The following is a 14509-nucleotide window of genomic DNA, read 5'->3' as shown; positions in this document are numbered from 1 at the left end:
TCCTTAGTTTGTCGTTGAGAATATTTGGTTGATTTCATTAAAATCGTTTGTCAGCCCGTGGACTTTGATCTTCCAGTTTCCCTTTTCGGTGATGGACAGGTTGGCGGCTTCGAATGTGCCTTCCTTCGTCTTCTTCAAATCAAAGGTGCTTTCATGCTGTTTGCCGCTGAAGCCCGTCTGGTAAACAGTGACCGTAAATTGCTGAATGTCTTTTACCAAGCTGCCGTTGTGATCGGTGACAATGACTTGAAATTCATTTTTACCCGGCTGGTTCGGCGTAATGTGCAAGGACAGGGTTTCCCCGTTTCCGATCGTTTCTGAGCCGTTAAAAGGCAATGGAGCAGGCGGCGGCGGGCTGGGCAGGCTTGTGAAGACGGCGGTTGTAAATAATACCGCGATGCCTAGTGCCCATTCGGCCTTTATCGTTGCGCTGATGCTCCTTTTTCTGCTGAACTTAGTCATCCATACGTGAACGGCGCCGAGCACAAGCATGATAACAAACAGTCCGATTTTCAAAAGGAGCGTCTTACCGTAAGCGGTGTGAAAGAGTGAATCAAACGTGCGGATAATGAAAAATCCGTTCAGCACACCTGAAAATAACAGCACACCGACAGAGGCGAACGCCCAAGGAGAAAACCGTCTGACCGTTTCCCAAGCGATGGTTTTATCGGGTTTTCTCCACTCTGATGAAAGAAGCAGCACAAGCGCGGCGATACCGCCCATCCATACAGACGCGGCCGATAAATGGAGAAAGTCCATCGCGATGCCGACCGCTTTTTCGTCAATGACCGCCGCATGCCCGGCGAATGCTTTTGCCAAAAGCGAAGCGAAGAAGAACAACAGCGGCGCCGTCCAGTACGCAAATGACCGGAATGCTTTCTTCTTCAACAGCGGGATCATGGACAGGGCGAGCAGGATAAATAAGCTGATCTGGATCATCCAGACGTACCCGCCTGCCGTTTTCAGAAGCGTTTCTTTTACATAGTCCGGCTGGAACGCGGCGCTCCAAGCGCCGCCCGCGTTTTCTTTCGTCTGGATCGGGAGCTGGCAGATAAGCGCGAGCCCCGTTACACATAAAGAAATCACGAGCAGCTTTACAGTTCGTTTTGCTTTTGATGAATCTTTATTATTTCTGTACCAAAACAGATGGAAAAAAGCCGTGCCGATAAACAGGGAGAGAGCGGTGTACAAAATACCGCGGTCGATGGCCGCTTCGGGATGAAGCGCCGCTTGCGATGATGTCTGCTCCCGAAGTTCTCCGCCGGCTTTTCCGATACTGAAAGGGATGACGCCGGATACCGGATGTCCGTCGGCCGATACCGCGTTCCATTCCGCTCTGTAAATATCATGCGGCAGATTTTTTTTCAATGCCGCGGTCATGATGCGGGCATCATTTTTTTGAATCACCGTTTTTCCCGCATCGACCCGTTCGCCGGATGAATTATAGACCTTAATGGAGTGGAAGCCTTCTTCAATCTGTTCATTAAACTCAATTTCAATCTGCTTCGGCGCTTGTTTTAATTCGCTGTTCTCACCCGGATTTGAGTTTGTGATGTAGGCGTGGGCGAAGCTTGTTTTCGGAATCAAAACAAGGAACAGCAAAAAGATGAGCCAGCGTTTGTTCTGTCTCATGGATGATGACACCGCCTTCCGGTTGGTTGTTGTTATGTCTTGCTGCAGGTGCATCCCTTCTGCCTGTCGTGTAAGATGATGTCCGCCGCCTCGTCAAAGGTGCAAATGATCCCGCCGAATCCTTTTTGAAACCGTTCTGCGTAATCAAGCGTTGAGAAGGGAATCGCCTGAGGCCGGCAGCAGTGAAGGTCAATATCGGCATGGACTAAAAAGTATGCGGAAGCGGCCGTCAGCGTCGTCTGGAGAAGAAAATCTTTACAAATGACGTGGGACACTTCTTCCTTTTTATCCTCATACCGCAAAATCGCGCAATGAATGCAGCACATCTGCTCAACGGCTTGTGAAACGGTAATAAGCTGAACAGAATACGAATGCTGAATCGGCCGCAGGCAATAGCCGCATTGATTGGCGCTTCGTTCTGAAGCGGGAGGGAGCGTAATGCCGCCGGGTGTCCGGATAATCCGGTTTGCATCCGCCAGCTGATTGACGTCTCTGTACACGGTCATCTCGGAGACGCCGAATCTCTCGCTTATGTCAGAGATTTTCAGCGCGCCCTCTTCTTTCAGCCATTCAAGCAAGGTTTGCTGTCTGTGAATCGGAAGCAATTCTGCATCCTCCTTTTTATGCGAATGAGTGATGAACCTCCCTCTAAGAGTAGATGTTTTCACAAATGCACACAAGAGCCTGATGATAAAATATGTGAAAAAATGTTGAACAATCACAAATGTAAAAGACGTAGCCAGACTCTGTTATAATAGAAGAGTTGAATGGAGGAATAAACATGAAAGAAACGACCTGCCCGAACTGCGGCAAGCCGATTACAGGCGACATGGTCAGATCATCCATGATCCCGTGCCAGTTTCAGTGCGGGCATTGCCATGTGAAATTGCGTGAATATAAAGTATCAGCTCCGATTATGGCTGCGGCCATTGCGATCACGGTGCTTTTGATTTATCTTGTGCAGATGGCCAGAACCGCCGTCATGCCGATGTTTCCGGCAGCGCGGTATGTGCCGGCCGCCATTTTCGCGCTCGTATGTGCGTATCCGGTGTTTATTGTCAGTGAGCGGCTCATTGCCAAACTCGTCGTCACAAAAGGACACATTATATACAGAAAGCGGTAAGACACCTTTGATGAGGTGTCTTTTTTTTGTTAAGGAGTTGTCACAGTCTCTGTGCCAAACTCCTCTTTACTTTTCATTGAATGGGGATTGTAAGCGTTTTATGATGAAGACACAGGGGAGAGAGAAACCCCGTGTCTTATTTATTTTCATCTGAAGGCAAGCAAACAGGGAGGGAATGAACATGCAGCAAGAACAGCAAGCTGGCATGAAAGTGAAGATACAGCGGTTCGGCAGTTATTTAAGCGGTATGATCATGCCGAATATCGGCGCATTTATCGCATGGGGAATTATCACCGCGCTGTTTATTCCTGCGGGATGGTTTCCGAATTCGCAGCTGAATACATTGGTAAGCCCGATGATTACGTATCTACTGCCGCTTTTAATCGCATATACGGGCGGAAAAATGATTTACGATCACCGCGGGGGAGTCGTCGGAGCAACGGCCGCCATCGGAGTCATTGTCGGAGCGGACATTCCGATGTTCTTAGGGGCAATGATTATGGGGCCTTTGGGCGGTTATCTCATTAAACAATTAGACCGTGTGTTTAAAGATAAAGTCAGACAGGGTTTTGAAATGCTGATCAACAACTTCACGGCGGGAATTATCGGAGCTGTGCTGACGATTATCGCATTTTATGCGATCGGCCCGGTCGTCCTGTCTCTTAACAAATTGCTGGCGGCAGGTGTGGAAGTCATTGTCCACGCGAATTTGCTGCCGATTGCAAGCGTTTTCGTAGAACCGGCGAAAGTTCTGTTCCTGAATAACGCGATCAACCACGGCATTTTAAGTCCGATCGGAATCGAGCAGGCCGCCAAAGCGGGTAAATCCATTCTGTTCTTAGTGGAAGCGAACCCCGGGCCGGGACTCGGTATTTTACTGGCATATATGTTCTTTGGGAAAGGCTCTTCAAGATCGACGGCTCCGGGAGCGGCGATCATTCATTTCTTCGGGGGGATTCATGAAATCTATTTCCCTTACATTTTAATGAAACCGATGCTGATCCTCGCGGCGATCGCCGGGGGAGCGAGCGGACTGCTTACATTCTCGATCTTTAACGCGGGTCTTGTCGCCGCATCATCTCCGGGAAGCATCATCGCCATTTTGGCGCTGACGCCGAAAGGAAGCTATCTCGGCGTGCTGGCGGGCGTCATCGTTGCCGCGGCCGTATCGTTTATCGTCTCGGCGCTTATTCTGAAATCGTCTAAAGCGGGCGAAGAAGATTTGACAGCCGCGGCGGAAAAAATGCAGGAAATGAAAGGCAGGAAAAGCGAAGCTGCGGCCGCGTTGGCGGACAAAGAGGAAGAGCCGGAAAACAGCGCCGCTGATATTTCCGCCGACCAAGTCAGCCGCATTATCTTCGCGTGTGACGCGGGTATGGGATCGAGCGCAATGGGCGCCTCCATTTTAAGAAACAAAGTGAAAAAAGCAGACCTGGATATTGATGTGACAAATACGTCGATCAATAATCTTCCGAATGACGCGGATATCGTCATTACGCATAAGGACCTGACTGACCGCGCGAAAGCGAAGCTGCCGCAGGCGGTGCACATTTCGGTTGATAATTTCTTGAACAGCCCGAAATACGATGAACTGATTGAAAAGCTTAAAAACTAATCAACAGAAAGAGGGATCTTCATCATGGAAGTATTGGCTAAAGCGAACATCAAACTGAACCAGACGGTGAACTCAAAAGAGGATGCCATCCGCCTCGCGGGACAGACATTGATTGATAACGGCTACGTGAAGAACGGCTATGTGGAAAAAATGTTCGAACGTGAAGAAACATCATCCACGTTTATGGGGAATTTCATCGCGATCCCGCACGGCACGGAAGATGCGAAGGATGAGGTGCTTCATTCAGGCATTTCCGTCATCCAGATTCCGGACGGTGTGGAATACGGTGAAGGCAATACGGCAAAGGTCGTTTTCGGTATCGCCGGAAAAAACAATGAACACTTAGACATCCTGTCAAACATCGCCATCATCTGCTCAGAGGAAGAAAACATCGAACGGCTGATCAGTGCAAAGACGGAAGAAGAACTGGCCGCTATTTTCAGCGAGGTGAACTGACATGATTGCCCTTCATTTCGGAGCGGGAAACATCGGGCGGGGCTTTATCGGCGCCCTGCTCCATCATTCCGGCTATGAGGTAGTTTTCGCTGATGTGAATGAAACGATGGTCAGCCTTCTCAATGAAAAGAAGGAATATACCGTGGAGCTTGCCGACGGCGGCCGGCAGACAGAAATCATCGGCCCCGTTTCAGCCATCAACAGCGCGGTGCAAGAACAAGAGCTGTACAGGCTGATCAATGAAGCGGCGATCATTACGACGGCGGTGGGCCCGAACGTTCTCAGACTCATCGCCCCGTCCATCGCGGAAGGGCTGAAGCGCAGAACGTCCTCTGAGCCTCTCAATATCATTGCCTGTGAAAATATGATCGGCGGCAGCAGTTTTCTGAAAAAAGCAGTTTTCGGACATTTGACGGAAGCGGAGCGGGAACTCGTGAACCGGACGGTCGGCTTCCCGGATTCTGCGGTGGATCGGATCGTGCCGATTCAGCACCATGAAGATCCGCTGAAAGTATCTGTAGAACCGTTTTTTGAATGGGTCATAGACAGAACCGGCTTTGCCGGCGGCCAGCCGGTACTGGAAGGCGCGTTGTTTACGGATGATCTTACACCTTTCATCGAGAGAAAGCTGTTTACCGTCAATACCGGTCATGCCGTTACGGCGTACGTCGGCTATCAGCGCGGATTAAAAACCGTCAAAGAGGCCATCGGCCATCCGGAAATCCGGCGTGTCGTGTACGATGCACTTTCAGAAACGGGCGAGTACTTAGTGAAAGCGTACGGCTTTAAGCAAGCCGAACACGAGCAGTACATGAAGAAAATCATCGGCCGCTTTGAAAATGAATACATCACGGATGATGTGACGAGGGTTGCCAGATCACCGCTCAGAAAACTCGGAGCGAATGACAGATTAGTAGGGCCGGCCAAAAAAATAAAAGAACCGAACGCGCTGGCAGAAGGCATCGCCGCCGCCCTGCGCTTTGACTATCAGGATGATCCGGAAGCGGTTGAGCTGCAAAAGCTTATCGCGGAAAAAGGCACGAGCGGCGTTCTTCAAGACATTTGCGGTATTCAGCCGCATGAACCGCTGCACGGCATCGTGCTCAAAAAGCTCAATCAATAAAAATGAACCCGCGTCGGGGGACGCGGGTTTTTTCTTGCGTTATAATGAGAGGGAAGGGAGGTTGCGTGATGAATCAGAAGCTATTGCCCCATCGTTTTCCGTTTCTTTTGATTGACGGCACGACGAACAGTGAAGCCGGAAAATGGGCGGCTGCTTACAAAAACATCAGTGAAAATGACTGGTTTATAACTGAATCCCAAAGAGAGATGCCATTTTCGCTCGTCGTTGAAGCAATGGCCCAAACGGCGGCTTGCGCGGGAATTACCGGCGGTGACGGCCTCGGTCTCTTATCCGCGGTGAAGAAAGCGGAAAGGTTAGGTGCCGCTTTGCCGGGAGACCGTCTGGATCTTTTTTTTGAGGTCACGAGAATCAGACGCGGTTTTGTGTTCGGCCGGGCGAAAGCGTCCGTTGCCGGGAAGCCTGTGGCGGAAGCTGAGCTCAGCATATTTATCCAGCCATCGTAAAAAAAGCCGCCTCCAGCGGCGGCTTTCGTACAAGTCTGTTATTTTGTATCATAATCTCTTTCACTTTGTGAATTGTCCCTTTGGTCATGTTTGTGTTTTTCGTCATTGGCGTTTTCCTTCAGCTCTTCCAGCGGAATCGGATCGGTTAAATCATGATGTTCAGGATTTTCATTCGGTTTGTTCTTTTGTTTTCTTTCTTTCATCCTCCATCACCTCAATATTTCTTTTCCTCAACGTTCCCCCCGCCAAACGCAGAAAGCGGTTTTTTGTTCCTGTGGGTCATATGTATTAAAATAGAGACGACTACATTATAAAAAGTGAGGTACATATATGCCGATACAAAGAGAAGACGCAGATATTAAACTGATCGCGATTGATATGGACGGAACCCTGCTCAATGACGAGCAGCTCATCCCGGAGGAAAACCGGCGGGCGATCAAGGAAGCGGAGGCGAAAGGAATTCACGTCGTCATCAGCACAGGACGCACGCTGATGACCTGCCGCGAACTGGCTGAGTCTCTCGAGCTGTCATCCTTTTTAATCACGGCAAACGGCAGCGAAATCTGGGATTCCGACTTTGAGCTGGTTGAGCGCAAGCTTCTTCATACCGATCATATTCAAAAATTATGGGATCTGAGGAATAAGCACAACACGAATTTCTGGGCCTCTACCGTCGATAGAGTGTGGAGAGGGGAATTCCCGGAAACGATTACGGATCATCAGTGGCTCAAGTTCGGATTCGAAATCGAGGATGACGAAGTGCGGAATGAGGTGCTGAAAGAGCTCAAGGAATACAAGGAGCTCGAGATCACAAACTCCAGTCCGATCAACATCGAAGTCAATGCCCTCGGTATCAACAAAGCGGCTGCGCTGGCGAAGGTATCGGAAAAACTCGGCTTCACGATGGAAAATGTGATGGCCATGGGTGACAGTCTGAATGACATTGCCATGATTGAAAAAGCGGGTGTCGGCGTCGCCATGGGGAATGCGCAGGACATTGTGAAAGAAACAGCTGACTGGGTGACTGATGTCAACACGGAAAACGGGGTCGCCAAAGCGATCCGCCACTGGGTGTTATAATAGAAAAAAGAGAGAGTCTCAGTATGAGGCTCTCTTTTTTTGTTTTGTCAGATTTGTGACTAGGTCCATGGTAGGTTTTCTGACAAAAGGATGTTCAAACCTGTCAGAAATAAATATAATGAAGAGAAATCCAACAATTCGGAATAGTCATTCCGAATAGCGGAATGATAATCATATAAAACGTTTACAATACAGGAGGGATCTTATGTTTCAGATTGACATCAATTGTGATTTAGGAGAGAGTTTCGGTGCTTATAAAATCGGGCTGGATGAAGAGATTTTGGATTATGTGACATCTGCAAACATCGCCTGCGGCTTTCATGCGGGTGATCCCAGCGTGATGCGCAAAACGGTTGCGCTTGCGGCGGAAAAAGGCGTGAAAATCGGCGCTCATCCCGGGCTGTTCGATCTGCAGGGATTCGGGCGGCGGCAGATCACGATTACACCCGAGGAAGCGTATGATCTGACGCTGTACCAAATCGGCGCGCTGTCAGGGTTTTTAAAAGCAGAAGGTGTCGAGATGCAGCATGTGAAGCCGCACGGCGCTTTATATAATATGGCCGCCGTCAATCCCGGCCTGTCAGAAGCCATCGCTCAGGCGGTCTGTCATTTTGATCCCGGGCTTATTCTTTTCGGGCTTTCCGGAAGCGAGCTGATTAAAGCGGGAGATCGAATCGGACTGAGGACGGCAAGCGAAGTGTTTGCGGACCGCACCTATCAGGAAGACGGCACGCTGACGCCGCGTTCAGAGCCGGATGCGCTGATTCAGGATGACAAAAAAGCGGTCGGTCAAGTGATTCAAATGGTGAAAGACAGCACGGTGACATCACGTAAGGGACAAGCTGTAAGCCTGAAAGCGGACACGGTCTGCATTCACGGAGACGGAGCCCACGCCCTCACATTCGCAAAAACAATCAAAAAAGAATTAAAAGCGGCAGACATTCAAATCAGCGCACTTTCAAAAGACTGAGCAGCAGAGGGAGGAAGACAGCATGGAGCAAAAGAAAAAAACAGCCGGAAAGGCTTCCGGCAAATGGTCGCTTCTTTTAGGCGCGACATTTTTGATGGCGACATCATCAATCGGGCCCGGCTTTCTGACGCAAACGGCCACGTTTACCAATACATTGGCGGCAAGCTTCGGCTTTATCATTTTAATTTCTATTATTTTGGACATTTTCGCGCAAACCAATGTATGGCGGATTATCGCGGTTTCCGGAAAGCGCGGCCAAGAGATTGCCAATATGGTGCTTCCGGGCGCCGGTTATGCCATTGCTTTTCTGGTCGTGCTCGGCGGACTTGCGTTTAATATCGGAAACATCGGCGGCGCGGGTCTCGGTCTTCAAGTATTATTCGGGATCAAACCGGAGATCGGCGCTTTAATCAGCGCAGCGGTCGCGGTGCTGATTTTTGTCATAAAGGAAGCCGGAAAAGTCATGGACCGTTTTATGCAGATCGCCGGAATCGTCATGATCGTATTGACTGTGTATGTTGCCGTAACGACGGCTCCGCCGGTCGGACACGCCGTTGTGAAAACTTTTATGCCTGATCATATCAGTGTGCTGGCGATCGTGACGCTTGTCGGCGGCACGGTCGGCGGATACATTACATTTGCCGGCGGCCACCGTTTGCTTGATTCAGGCATCCAAGGGAAGGAAGTCCTCCCTCAGGTTACGAAAAGCTCCATCACAGGCGTTCTGATTACATCGATTATGCGGATTGCCCTGTTTCTCGCCGTGCTCGGCGTCGTCTCAAAGGGCCTGAGCATTGATCCTGATAATCCGGCGGCTTCTGTATTCCGGCTTGCGGCGGGAAATGTAGGCTATAAAATTTTCGGCGTCATCATGTGGTCTGCCGCTATCACGTCTGTCATCGGCGCCGCCTATACATCGGTATCATTTTTCAAATCATTTTCAACAAAAATCGAAAAGCACTCACATGGCGTCATTATCGGTTTTATCATCGTATCCACTCTTATTTTTGTTACGATCGGCCAGCCTGCCAAAATTCTGGTCGCGGTCGGTTCGCTTAACGGCTTAATTCTGCCGCTTGCATTAGCGATGATACTGTTGGGCGCTTATAAGAAAAAAATCGTCGGCGATTACAAGCATCCGATCTGGCTCACGATTGCAGGGGCGATCGTAGTGGTTGTCATGGCGGTTATGGGCATCTATACATTATTCACGCAGATGCCGCAGCTATGGAGCTGATGATATGAAAAACCATATGAGTGACATGAGCCCCGAAGAAGTCAGACAGCTGATCAGGAAGGGGCAGATGACCGGGCCGACGGCGGGGATGGCCGCTTCTTACGCACAAGCCAATCTCGTCGTTTTGCAAAAGAATCTTGCCTTTGATTTTCTCTTATTCTGCCAGCGCAATCAAAAGCCTTGTCCGGTGCTTGATGTGACGGATGCGGGTTCACCCGTTCCGGCAATAGCTGCGCCGGGAGCTGATATCCGGACGGACTTTCCGAAATACAGGATTTATCGGCATGGCGTGCTTACTGAAGAGGTAACGGATATTACGCCGTATTGGAAGGATGATTATGTCGGGTTTTTAATCGGCTGCAGTTTTTCATTCGAGCAGGCCCTTATTAATCAGCACATTCCAATCAGGCACATCGATGAGGGTGTGAATGTCCCCATGTATAAAACAGACATTGACTGTGTTCCCGCCGGCCCGTTTTCTGGAAAGATGGTCGTCAGCATGAGACCGATTCCGGAAAGGCTTGCAGTCCGCGCGGCGCAGGTCACGTCACGTTTTCCCGCCGTGCACGGCGCCCCCGTCCGCATCGGAAATCCGCAAAGCATCGGTATCAGCGATTTGCATCAGCCGGATTTCGGAGATGCCGTAACGGTGCGGGAAGGCGAAGTTCCCGTATTCTGGGCTTGCGGCGTTACGCCCCAGGCGGTGATCATGGAAGCAAAGCCTGGCATCGTAATAACACATTCACCGGGGCACATGCTGATCACCGATATACGAAATGAATCGCTTGCTGTCCTGTAAGTGAGAAAGAATACAACGAGGTGATGACAATGATGCAGTATAGCGGAAATACAGCGCTTGATATACAGCCGTACGGTGATTCCGCCGTTATCATCCGCTTTGGCGGGCACATCAGCGAAGAGGTCAACAGCCGGGTGCATGCGGCGGCAGCCTGTATGGAAGAACGGCCGTTTCCGGGCTTCGTTGAATGTATTCCGGCATTCACAAGCTTAACGATCTTTTATGATGTGTATGCCGTCTCAAACATAAAAAAAGGCGTCTCTCCTTTTGCCCTGGTCAAGAAAGAAGTGACAGAACGTCTCAGCCATATAATGACCGGCCGCAAAGAAGAGCGCCGGGTGATGGAAATCCCCGTTTGCTACGGCGGTGATTTCGGTCCCGATTTAGAAGAGGTCGCTGAGATGAACGATCTGACCCCGGAAGACGTCATCCGCATTCATACTGAAGGCGAATATCTCGTTTATATGCTTGGATTTGCGCCGGGATTTCCGTTTTTAGGAGGAATGTCTGAGCGGATCAGAGCGCCGAGAAAGGCGTCGCCAAGGCCGTCCATCCCGGCCGGTTCAGTAGGAATCGCGGGAATGCAGACCGGTGTGTATCCGATATCCACTCCCGGCGGCTGGCAGCTGATCGGCAGCACCCCGCTCCGTCTTTTCAGGCCGGAAGAACATCCGCCGAGTCTTTTGAGAGCGGGCGATACGGTGAAATTCGTCCGGATCACGGCAGAGGAGTACAGCCGCATCAAGGAGGGAGCCGAATGAGTATGAAAGTGGTAAAGCCCGGTCTCTTGACGACGGTTCAGGACACGGGGCGGACGGGATATCAGAAATACGGTGTGCTGGGAAGCGGCGCAATGGATACGATCTCACTGCGCATCGCCAATCTTCTTGCCGGAAATCAAGAAAAAGAGGCGGGACTGGAAATTACGCTCATGGGGCCCGGGCCTTCCTTTGAATTTTCAGAACCTGCGGTTATTGCTGTCACGGGAGCTGATTTCGCCCTTCATATTAATGGGGAGCCCGCCCCTCTGTGGAAACCGGTTTTGATAAAGGAAAACAGCGTCGTCTCATTCGGGCCGTGCAAGATGGGGAGCCGCGCTTATCTCGCCGTCGCGGGGGGATTTGACGTGCCCGCCGTCATGGAAAGCAAAAGCACGTATGTCAGAGCGGGGATCGGCGGCTTTTGCGGAAGAGCGCTGCAAAAAGATGATGAGCTGCCGCTCGGCCGTATGACGCCATGTTCGGAATCAATCGCGTACCGTCTGAGCGATTCTTTCGGACAGCATGGTTTCTCAGCGCCTGATTGGTCTGTCAGCAGCAGAGGATTTCTGCCGCTGAAAAAAAATCCGGTCATACGAGTGCTTGAAGGCGCTCAATTTCATGCTTTTACAAAAGAAGCAAAATTGCGTTTTTATCAAGAGTCATATACGGTCACGCCTCAATCCGACCGAATGGGCTACCGGCTGAAGGGCGCTCCGCTTGAATTGAGGGAGCCGCTGGAAATGGTATCTGAGGCCGTGACGTTCGGAACGGTGCAGGTGCCGCCGGACGGCAATCCGATTATTCTGCTGGCTGACAGACAGACGACGGGGGGCTATCCGCGGATGGCGCATATCATATCCGCCGATCTTCCTCTCGTCGCCCAAACGATGCCGGGGGAACATATCACGTTCCGGGCCGTTTCTCTGGAGGAAGCGGAAATGCTGCTTTTGGAGAAGGAACAGCAGCTGAAGGAGCTGAAAGCAAGGCTCAAAATGGAATGGCTGATCTGACAAAGGGGCTAAAGACCATGGAAAACAAAAACAAAACCGTCATCAAATCAATGGAACTGCTTCATTTGTTTCTGACTGAACCGAGCCTGAGCTTAAATGAGCTGGTTTCTCTATCGGAAATGCCGAAGACCTCGGTTCACCGGATGGCAAGCTCGCTGGAGGAAACGGGATTTCTCACCCGGGCAGCGGACGGCCGTTATCAGCTTGGTCTGATCTTTTTACAATTCGGCCAGCTCGTCTCTGAACGTCTGGACATCAGGAAAATAGCCAAACCGATTATGGAAGAGCTGTGCGGCGAAGTGGATGAGGCCGTTCAGCTGATCATGAGGGACGGAGATGAAGCCATTTACGTCGAAAAAATTGAAGGCACTCAAACCGTCCGCCTGTATACGGCAATCGGCCGCCGGTCGCCGCTGTACGCGGGAGCGTGCGCCAGAAGCGTTCTATCGTTTCTGCCAAAAGAGGAGATTGACACATACATTCAGAAGACAAAGCTTGCCGCAATCGCCTCAGGCACGATGACGGATCGGGCTGAACTGCTTCAATCCATTGAAAGGTCCTTACAATCAGGTTATACGATCAGCTATTCGGAATTAGAAGATTACACGGCGGCGATCGGGGCGCCGATTTTCAATCACGAAGGTAAGGTGGCTGCCGGAATCAGCATCGCCGGCTTCGAAGCCCGGTTTTCAGAGGATAGGCTGCCGTATTTAACCGAAAAGGTCAAAACCGCCGCACAGCATATTTCTGAGAAATTGGGTTATTGACCGAGCCAATTTTTCTTCACTCGCGTACATTACAATATCGATAGTAACGAGTGGAGGAAAGTAAATGGGACTTGTTTATACGGCGCTGGGGGATTCTTTGACGACGGGGAGGGGATCCGGGCCGTTTTCCGCCGGTTTTGTCCAGCGGTTTGGGCGTATGATGGCAGAAGATTTACAGACAAGAACTGACGTATCCATCTTTGCCAAATCAGGCCTTGAGACGGGAGAAATTCTCGGGCTTATGTCCTTGCCGTACATTCAGAGGCGGATTCAGGCTGCTGATATGATTACGATTACAGGCTGCGGCAACGATTTGATCGATTCGGTTCAGGCATATCAGCAAACATCGGACGCTTCGGTGTTCACCAGCGTGTCCAGTCACTGCCATGAGAACTTTGAAAAGATGATTGCCAAGATCGCTGCCTTAAAAGGGCCGCACCCGTCTCCTTATGAGATCCGCGTCTTTAATTTATACAATCCTTTCCCGGGCATCTCCATTGCAGAAAAATGGATATCCTCTTATAATACGCACCTCATCACACTCGCATCGGCGCCGCACGTCAAAATTGCCGACGTCCACAGCGCTTTCAAAGGAAAAATGAATGAATATCTCTCTCATGACCGCGTACACCCCAACAGCAAGGGGTATGAAGTCATGGCATGCGTCCTGCGGGGGCTCGGATACGGAAGCCTCGCCCGCTCATAACCGCGCGCTCCTTTTTATCGGGAGCGCGCTTTTCGTGCTCCTTAAAACAAACTTAAAATTGTCCGACTTTCGTTCTATCCGCGCAAAAAATACGCTAGAATAATGGGGGATAAAGACAGAAATAGAATTGTGTTCAAAAAATGATAACAGAAAGGATGGATTGCTTTGCTGCGCGCCTTAAAACTGTCACTCGCGATGCTGATTATTATACTTGCGGCCGCCGCATTTACGTATGCGGAACATACCTCTGTCATACAGCCGGTTATGCTCGTGTTTCTCGGTGCGGTCATGTTCATTCAGGGGCTGGAGGAAAAACGGAAAGAAAACGACGGTTCCGGGAAATTCAATATCTATACCGCCGTTTTTGTATGGTCGATCTCCTTAATCGGTTTTACGCTTCACGCGATCTGAGTCTGATAGATCCTGAAAATGCTCCACAACGGGAAATGGTGAATAAAAACGGTGCAGTAAGGCTTTCCATTCCTGATATTCCGGCGATCCGCGAAAGCCTTTTGTATGATCTTCTAATGTCTCCCATTCCACAAGCAGCAAATATTTATGCGTCTTTTCCATACATTTGGACAAGGAATGGGACAGATAACCTTTCATGCCCGCGATAATCGGCTCCGCCCGGCGGAATGCCTCTTCGAATTCCCCCTCAAGACCTTCTTTTACATACAGCATGGCTGCTTCTCTGATCATCTGAAATTCCCCCTTTTTTTAATAGATACATTGTATAAGAATATGGCCCGTGACGGCAGGAAAA

The 14509-nt window shown here is 50.3% G+C and carries 18 protein-coding genes; 14 read left to right on the top strand and 4 right to left on the bottom strand.

Annotation, left to right across the window (positions count from 1 at the left end; genetic code table 11):
• Window positions 1–3 precede the first annotated feature (3 nt).
• Together AC3WTF_RS10985 and AC3WTF_RS10980 are read right to left on the bottom strand one after the other, a co-directional pair.
• Window positions 4–1632 (bottom strand): copper resistance CopC/CopD family protein, encoded by a 1629-nt coding sequence (locus AC3WTF_RS10985; RefSeq protein ID WP_061582004.1) that lies wholly within the window; start codon window positions 1630–1632, stop codon window positions 4–6.
• 32 nt (window positions 1633–1664) lie between these two features.
• Entirely contained in the window at window positions 1665–2237 is a 573-nt protein-coding gene (locus tag AC3WTF_RS10980; protein ID WP_032870800.1) for a DeoR family transcriptional regulator, read from the bottom strand.
• 176 nt (window positions 2238–2413) lie between these two features.
• On the opposite strand from AC3WTF_RS10980, the gene AC3WTF_RS10975 reads away from it, so the two are divergent.
• From AC3WTF_RS10975 to AC3WTF_RS10955, 5 genes are all read left to right on the top strand, one after another.
• Window positions 2414–2755: a hypothetical protein gene (locus tag AC3WTF_RS10975; protein ID WP_003156306.1), complete on the top strand. Its 342-nt coding sequence runs from the start codon at window positions 2414–2416 to the stop codon at window positions 2753–2755.
• 175 nt (window positions 2756–2930) lie between these two features.
• Window positions 2931–4370: a PTS mannitol transporter subunit IIBC gene (locus AC3WTF_RS10970; RefSeq protein ID WP_492314256.1), complete on the top strand. Its 1440-nt coding sequence runs from the start codon at window positions 2931–2933 to the stop codon at window positions 4368–4370.
• A gap of 24 nt (window positions 4371–4394) precedes the next feature.
• Complete coding sequence (locus tag AC3WTF_RS10965; protein WP_012116817.1) at window positions 4395–4826, top strand: PTS mannitol transporter subunit IIA; 432 nt, start codon at window positions 4395–4397, stop codon at window positions 4824–4826.
• 1 nt (window position 4827) lies between these two features.
• Complete coding sequence (locus AC3WTF_RS10960; protein WP_007410292.1) at window positions 4828–5949, top strand: mannitol-1-phosphate 5-dehydrogenase; 1122 nt, start codon at window positions 4828–4830, stop codon at window positions 5947–5949.
• A gap of 68 nt (window positions 5950–6017) precedes the next feature.
• Window positions 6018–6413 carry a 3-hydroxyacyl-ACP dehydratase FabZ family protein gene (locus tag AC3WTF_RS10955; protein ID WP_003156298.1) on the top strand — a complete coding sequence of 132 codons (396 nt, stop codon included), beginning with the start codon at window positions 6018–6020 and terminating at the stop codon, window positions 6411–6413.
• Window positions 6414–6451: 38 nt separating this feature from the next.
• On the opposite strand, the gene AC3WTF_RS10950 is transcribed toward AC3WTF_RS10955, so the two are convergent.
• Window positions 6452–6616, bottom strand: coding sequence for a YczO family protein (locus AC3WTF_RS10950; RefSeq protein WP_003156294.1), 165 nt, complete (start codon window positions 6614–6616; stop codon window positions 6452–6454).
• Between the two features lie 127 nt (window positions 6617–6743).
• On the opposite strand from AC3WTF_RS10950, the gene AC3WTF_RS10945 reads away from it, so the two are divergent.
• The 9 genes from AC3WTF_RS10945 to AC3WTF_RS10905 all read left to right on the top strand — a co-directional run bounded on the left by AC3WTF_RS10945 (window position 6744) and on the right by AC3WTF_RS10905 (window position 14154).
• Window positions 6744–7493, top strand: a complete 750-nt coding sequence (locus tag AC3WTF_RS10945; protein ID WP_007410293.1) for a Cof-type HAD-IIB family hydrolase — start codon at window positions 6744–6746, stop codon at window positions 7491–7493.
• 205 nt (window positions 7494–7698) lie between these two features.
• Entirely contained in the window at window positions 7699–8463 is a 765-nt protein-coding gene (locus AC3WTF_RS10940) for a 5-oxoprolinase subunit PxpA (RefSeq protein ID WP_020955332.1), read from the top strand.
• 22 nt (window positions 8464–8485) lie between these two features.
• The gene (locus tag AC3WTF_RS10935; protein ID WP_007410295.1) at window positions 8486–9700 is read left to right on the top strand and encodes an NRAMP family divalent metal transporter; all 1215 of its coding nucleotides are present in this window, start codon (window positions 8486–8488) and stop codon (window positions 9698–9700) included.
• Window positions 9701–9704: 4 nt separating this feature from the next.
• Window positions 9705–10499: a putative hydro-lyase gene (locus AC3WTF_RS10930; RefSeq protein ID WP_492314255.1), complete on the top strand. Its 795-nt coding sequence runs from the start codon at window positions 9705–9707 to the stop codon at window positions 10497–10499.
• Between the two features lie 29 nt (window positions 10500–10528).
• A complete protein-coding gene (pxpB, locus tag AC3WTF_RS10925; protein WP_012116821.1) occupies window positions 10529–11260 on the top strand; it encodes a 5-oxoprolinase subunit PxpB in 732 nt (243 codons plus the stop codon).
• A 2-nt stretch (window positions 11261–11262) separates the two neighbouring features.
• Window positions 11263–12270 (top strand): 5-oxoprolinase subunit C family protein, encoded by a 1008-nt coding sequence (locus AC3WTF_RS10920; protein WP_124693436.1) that lies wholly within the window; start codon window positions 11263–11265, stop codon window positions 12268–12270.
• A gap of 17 nt (window positions 12271–12287) precedes the next feature.
• Entirely contained in the window at window positions 12288–13037 is a 750-nt protein-coding gene (locus AC3WTF_RS10915; protein WP_047935226.1) for an IclR family transcriptional regulator, read from the top strand.
• Window positions 13038–13101: 64 nt separating this feature from the next.
• Window positions 13102–13743 carry a spore germination lipase LipC gene (lipC, locus tag AC3WTF_RS10910; protein WP_047935228.1) on the top strand — a complete coding sequence of 214 codons (642 nt, stop codon included), beginning with the start codon at window positions 13102–13104 and terminating at the stop codon, window positions 13741–13743.
• 195 nt (window positions 13744–13938) lie between these two features.
• Entirely contained in the window at window positions 13939–14154 is a 216-nt protein-coding gene (locus tag AC3WTF_RS10905; RefSeq protein WP_369719110.1) for a YczI family protein, read from the top strand.
• Here AC3WTF_RS10905 and AC3WTF_RS10900 read toward each other — a convergent pair.
• Window positions 14125–14445, bottom strand: coding sequence for an antibiotic biosynthesis monooxygenase family protein (locus AC3WTF_RS10900; protein ID WP_003156282.1), 321 nt, complete (start codon window positions 14443–14445; stop codon window positions 14125–14127). The two genes, AC3WTF_RS10905 and AC3WTF_RS10900, sit on opposite strands and share 30 nt — an antisense overlap.
• Window positions 14446–14509: the final 64 nt, after the last annotated feature.

The sequence above is a fragment of the Bacillus sp. EB106-06-01-XG163 genome (genome assembly GCF_058791615.1).
The sequence above is the reverse complement of the archived record's forward strand: the minus strand, read 5'-3'. Positions and strand labels throughout refer to the sequence as shown.

Excerpts from the sequence above, each read along its gene's own strand:
- AC3WTF_RS10985 (WP_061582004.1), bottom strand. The coding sequence starts at position 1,632 with ATGAGACAGAACAAACGCTGGCTCATCTTTTTGCTGTTCCTTGTTTTG.
- AC3WTF_RS10975 (WP_003156306.1), top strand. The coding sequence starts at position 2,414 with ATGAAAGAAACGACCTGCCCGAACTGCGGCAAGCCGATTACAGGCGAC.
- AC3WTF_RS10970 (WP_492314256.1), top strand. The coding sequence starts at position 2,931 with ATGAACATGCAGCAAGAACAGCAAGCTGGCATGAAAGTGAAGATACAG.
- AC3WTF_RS10965 (WP_012116817.1), top strand. The coding sequence starts at position 4,395 with ATGGAAGTATTGGCTAAAGCGAACATCAAACTGAACCAGACGGTGAAC.
- AC3WTF_RS10960 (WP_007410292.1), top strand. The coding sequence starts at position 4,828 with ATGATTGCCCTTCATTTCGGAGCGGGAAACATCGGGCGGGGCTTTATC.
- AC3WTF_RS10955 (WP_003156298.1), top strand. The coding sequence starts at position 6,018 with ATGAATCAGAAGCTATTGCCCCATCGTTTTCCGTTTCTTTTGATTGAC.
- AC3WTF_RS10950 (WP_003156294.1), bottom strand. The coding sequence starts at position 6,616 with ATGAAAGAAAGAAAACAAAAGAACAAACCGAATGAAAATCCTGAACAT.
- AC3WTF_RS10945 (WP_007410293.1), top strand. The coding sequence starts at position 6,744 with ATGCCGATACAAAGAGAAGACGCAGATATTAAACTGATCGCGATTGAT.
- AC3WTF_RS10940 (WP_020955332.1), top strand. The coding sequence starts at position 7,699 with ATGTTTCAGATTGACATCAATTGTGATTTAGGAGAGAGTTTCGGTGCT.
- AC3WTF_RS10935 (WP_007410295.1), top strand. The coding sequence starts at position 8,486 with ATGGAGCAAAAGAAAAAAACAGCCGGAAAGGCTTCCGGCAAATGGTCG.
- AC3WTF_RS10930 (WP_492314255.1), top strand. The coding sequence starts at position 9,705 with ATGAAAAACCATATGAGTGACATGAGCCCCGAAGAAGTCAGACAGCTG.
- pxpB (WP_012116821.1), top strand. The coding sequence starts at position 10,529 with ATGATGCAGTATAGCGGAAATACAGCGCTTGATATACAGCCGTACGGT.
- AC3WTF_RS10920 (WP_124693436.1), top strand. The coding sequence starts at position 11,263 with ATGAAAGTGGTAAAGCCCGGTCTCTTGACGACGGTTCAGGACACGGGG.
- AC3WTF_RS10915 (WP_047935226.1), top strand. The coding sequence starts at position 12,288 with ATGGAAAACAAAAACAAAACCGTCATCAAATCAATGGAACTGCTTCAT.
- lipC (WP_047935228.1), top strand. The coding sequence starts at position 13,102 with ATGGGACTTGTTTATACGGCGCTGGGGGATTCTTTGACGACGGGGAGG.
- AC3WTF_RS10905 (WP_369719110.1), top strand. The coding sequence starts at position 13,939 with ATGCTGATTATTATACTTGCGGCCGCCGCATTTACGTATGCGGAACAT.
- AC3WTF_RS10900 (WP_003156282.1), bottom strand. The coding sequence starts at position 14,445 with ATGATCAGAGAAGCAGCCATGCTGTATGTAAAAGAAGGTCTTGAGGGG.